The organism is Kitasatospora sp. NPDC059973, from assembly GCF_042737525.1.
Classification (GTDB): Bacteria; Actinomycetota; Actinomycetes; order Streptomycetales; family Streptomycetaceae; genus Kitasatospora.
The window spans coordinates 1-2,938 of record NZ_JBHWUI010000340.1 but is presented as its reverse complement, the minus strand read 5'-3'; the positions used below and the strand labels follow the sequence as shown (position 1 = coordinate 2,938).

Below are 2,938 nucleotides of genomic sequence, written 5' to 3'. Positions count from 1 at the left end.
CGATCTTCGAGCTGGTCGACTACGGCGTGGTCGGCGACCTCTTCGCGGTGCTGCCGCAGCTCACCGGCGAGGTCCAGGCCCGCAAGGGCTGACCGCACGGCGTCGGACCGACACTGCGCGAGGGCGGATCCCCCGCTGCCGCGGTCCGTCCCCGTGGGCTCTGCGGGTGCCCGCCGCCGGGCCCGTAGAGTCGGACGCCGGACCGGCGGCGACAGGGCCGGCGGGGACAGAGCGCCACACCGCGACCAAGGGCGAGGGCAGACGCATGACACTCTTGACGGCACTTCAGGGCGACTTCGGCGACTCCGGCGACGCGCTCCGGATCGACGGGCGGGAGCTCTCCCGCGAGCAGCTGCTGGGAGCGGCGACCGCGGTGGCCGACCGGGTGGCCGGCGCCCCCGCGCTGGCGGTGCTCGCCCGGCCCACCGCCGAGACCGTCGTCGCGGTGGTCGGCGGGCTGCTGGCCGGCGTGCCCGTGGTGCCGCTGCCGCCCGACTCCGGGCCCAAGGAGCGCGCGCACATCCTGCGGGACTCGGGCGCCGTCCTGCTCGCGCACGCCGCCGGGGACACGGTGCCGGAGACCGGGGGAGTGTCGGCGCTGCCCGTCGACCCGGCCGAGCGCTCCGCCACCGGCCACGCCGAGCCCGCGCCGGACGCCACCGCGTTCGTGCTCTACACCTCGGGGACCACCGGCGCCCCGAAGGGGGCGATGATCCGGCGCTCCGCCGTCGCCGCCGACCTGGACGCGCTGGCGGAGGCCTGGCGCTGGACCGCCGACGACACACTGGCCCACGGTCTGCCGCTCTTCCACGTGCACGGCCTGGTCCTCGGCGTGCTCGGTGCCCTGCGCACCGGCAGCCGGCTGGTGCACACCGGGCGGCCCACGCCGGCGGGCTACGCGGCCGCCGGTGCCAGCCTGTACTTCGGCGTGCCCACGGTCTGGTCCCGGCTGGCCGCCGACCCGGAGGCGGCCGGGCAGCTCGCCTCGGCCCGGCTGCTGGTCTCCGGCAGCGCGCCGCTGCCGGTGCCGGTCTTCGAGAAGCTCGCCGCGCTGACCGGGCACGCCCCGATCGAGCGCTACGGCATGACCGAGTCGCTGATCACCCTCTCCACCCGGGCGGACGGCGAGCGCCGCCCCGGCAGTGTCGGGCTGCCCCTGACCGGCGTGCGGACCAGGCTGGTCGGCGAGGAGGGCGAGCCCGTCCCGCACGACGGCGAGAGCGTGGGCGAGCTGCAGGTCGCCGGGCCGACGCTGTTCACCGGGTACCTCAACCGGCCGGACGCCAACGGGGAGGCGTGGACGGCGGACGGCTGGTTCCGCACCGGGGACGTCGCCGTGATCGGCGAGGACGGCTTCCACCGGATCGTCGGCCGTGCCTCGGTGGACCTCATCAAGAGCGGCGGCTACCGGATCGGCGCCGGCGAGGTCGAGGCGGCGCTGCGCGACCACCCGGCGGTCGCGGACGCAGCGGTGGTCGGCGCGCCCGACGAGGACCTCGGCCAGGCGGTGGTCGCCTACGTCATCCCGGACGGCACGGTGACGGGGGACCAGCTGACGGCCTTCGTGGCGGAGCGGCTCTCGGTCCACAAGCGGCCGCGGCGGGTGGTGCTGGTGTCCGAACTGCCCAGGAACGCCATGGGAAAGGTGCTCAAGAAGCAGCTGCTGGCGGAGTCGGCACTCGGGTGACGGGAGGTCACCCGGTGACGGTCGTTCATCTCTTCGACCGTCACCCCGGCGGTCCTCCTCACCTTCCGTGAACCCTTCCTTTGGCGCACTCCACTGCGCACTGTGAGCGGCCGCGTGCCTAACGTGACACGCAGGCAGAACTGAATCCCAGGGTGACGAACCGCGGCCTCCGGTCGCAGGACCGGAAGCCGCGGCTCGTCACCGGGAACCCCTCTGCCCTCCCGTTCAGTGTTCAGCCGGGGTTCAGCAGCGTCAGCGGTGCTGGGCAGTGCTGAGCCGCGTTCAGCAAAGGAAGACAGCAGGATGACGACCGTCAACACCGGCGCACCGGGTGCAGCCGACGACCCGACCGGGCAGACCGCCGCCACCACCGACGGGCCGGCGCGTGCCGCCCGGCCCTCCCGGGCGGCACGGGTCCGTCGGGGGATAGGCATGGTGGCGGTGATCGCAGCCGGTGCCGGCGTGATCGGCCTCGGTACCGGGGTCAGCAGCGCGGCCGCCGAGCCGGCGCCGGCCCACGCGGGCTGGGACGGGTCGCGGTACTGGTTCAAGAACAGCCAGGGTCAGTGGCGCTGGACCAGCCACTACGACATCTACCAGGCCCGGACCGGGAGCGGCGCCAAGGCCGCGGCCCCGGCGGCCTCCTCCTCGTCCGGGGGGATCACGCAGGGCTGGGACGGGTCGCGGTACTGGTTCAGGAACAGCCAGGGCCAGTGGCGCTGGACCACCCACTACGACGTCTACCTGGACCGGACGGGTGGCGGCTCCGCCGCCGGTTCGTCCTCCTCCTCGGGCTCGGCCGGGTCGTCCGCCGGCTCCGGCTCGGTGGCCGCCGACGGGGACGTCGAGACGGCGGTGCAGTTCGCTCTCGCCCAGCTCGGCAAGCCGTTCCGGACGGCCGGCAACGGGCCGGACGGGTACGACTGCTCGGGCCTGGTGCAGCAGGCGTTCAAGCGCGGCGGCATCGCGCTGCCGCGGGTGGCCAACGACCAGTACGAGGCGACCACGCCGGTCAGCGCCGGCCAGCTGCGCCGCGGTGACCTGCTCTTCTGGTCGGACGACGGCAGCGCCCGGGGCATCCACCACGTGGCGATCTACCTGGGCAACAACCAGTACGTGGAGGCCGCCCGGCCCGGCACCAACATCCGGATCTCGGGGCTCAGCAGCGGCTACTACCCGACGCAGATGGGCCGCCCCTGAGGAGCGTGCCCGCCGGGTGACGCCCGGCCGGTCGAGCGGCTGTCCGTACGC

Annotated in this window: 2 protein-coding genes; both read left to right on the top strand. The window is 74.7% G+C overall.

From position 1 onward, the window contains the following. The first annotated feature begins 265 nt into the window (after positions 1–265). Positions 266–1,687 (top strand): acyl-CoA synthetase, encoded by a 1,422-nt coding sequence (locus ACFWA9_RS38885; RefSeq protein ID WP_352294392.1) that lies wholly within the window; start codon positions 266–268, stop codon positions 1,685–1,687. 303 nt (positions 1,688–1,990) lie between these two features. Beyond that, positions 1,991–2,887, top strand: coding sequence for a C40 family peptidase (locus ACFWA9_RS38880; protein WP_380394282.1), 897 nt, complete (start codon positions 1,991–1,993; stop codon positions 2,885–2,887). Positions 2,888–2,938: the final 51 nt, after the last annotated feature.